Genomic DNA, 805 nt, shown 5'->3' with positions numbered 1-805 from the left:
GTCCATGTCGCCGTGGAAGATGTGCAGGTCGGTGCCGCAGATACCGACGTAGGCGGGGGCGAGTACCACCTCGCCGGGGCCCGGCTCCACGCTCAAGGCGGGAGCCGTGTCCAGGGTGCGGGCAGCCGTGTAGCGGACGGCGAGTGTCATCGTGTTCTCCAAATTCCTCTCGGCACGAGCGCCGTACATCAGCCGCGGGAGGGGAGGCGATAGAAGGCGGTCGCGGTGCCGGCGAGGAGCGCGTGGATCTCGCTCTCCCCGCAGTCGGTGAGCAGCTCGTCCACGGTGGCGGCCCAGCGGTTCCAGCCGCCCGCGAGGTTGGCGACCGGCCAGTCGGAGCCGAACATCAGCCGGTCCGGGCCGAAGGACGTGAGCAGCACGTCCCAGACCGGGCGGATGTCGGAGGTGGTCCAGCTGTCGTGGTCGGCCTCGGTGATCAGTCCCGACAGCTTGCAGAACACGTGCTCGTGCGCGGCCAGCCGTCGTACCTGTTCTCGCCACGTCGCGAGTTCGCGCCCGGCGATGTCCGGCTTGCCCGCGTGGTTCAGCACCTGAGGCAGGTCGGGGAAGCGTTCGGCCAGCCGGACCGCCTGGTCGAGCTGGTGACTGCGGACCAGGACGTCGTAGGAGAGCCCGCGGTCCCTCGCCGCCGCCAACCCTCGTTCGACATCGGGGCGTTGCAACCAGGCCGGTTCCGTCTCCCCCTGGACGAGGTGGCGCAGGGAACGCAGATACGTGCCGCCCGGTCCGGCGAGCAGCCGGTCGAGCGTGTCGCCGATCGCCGGCGAGGTGAGGTCCGCCCAGC

1 protein-coding gene and 1 pseudogene are annotated in these 805 nt (G+C 70.6%); both read right to left on the bottom strand.

Going from position 1 to position 805, the window contains the following annotated elements; genetic code table 11:
• A pseudogene (locus tag M8J73_RS41320) lies at positions 1–150 on the bottom strand (Zn-dependent alcohol dehydrogenase); the annotation flags it as partial.
• A 38-nt stretch (positions 151–188) separates the two neighbouring features.
• A partial coding sequence (locus M8J73_RS41315; RefSeq protein ID WP_249829789.1) for an amidohydrolase family protein occupies positions 189–805 on the bottom strand: 617 nt, incomplete at its 5' end.

The organism is Streptomyces neyagawaensis, from assembly GCF_023516595.1.
Taxonomy (GTDB): domain Bacteria; phylum Actinomycetota; class Actinomycetes; order Streptomycetales; family Streptomycetaceae; genus Streptomyces; species Streptomyces neyagawaensis.
This window is presented reverse-complemented; position numbering and strand designations above follow the sequence as displayed.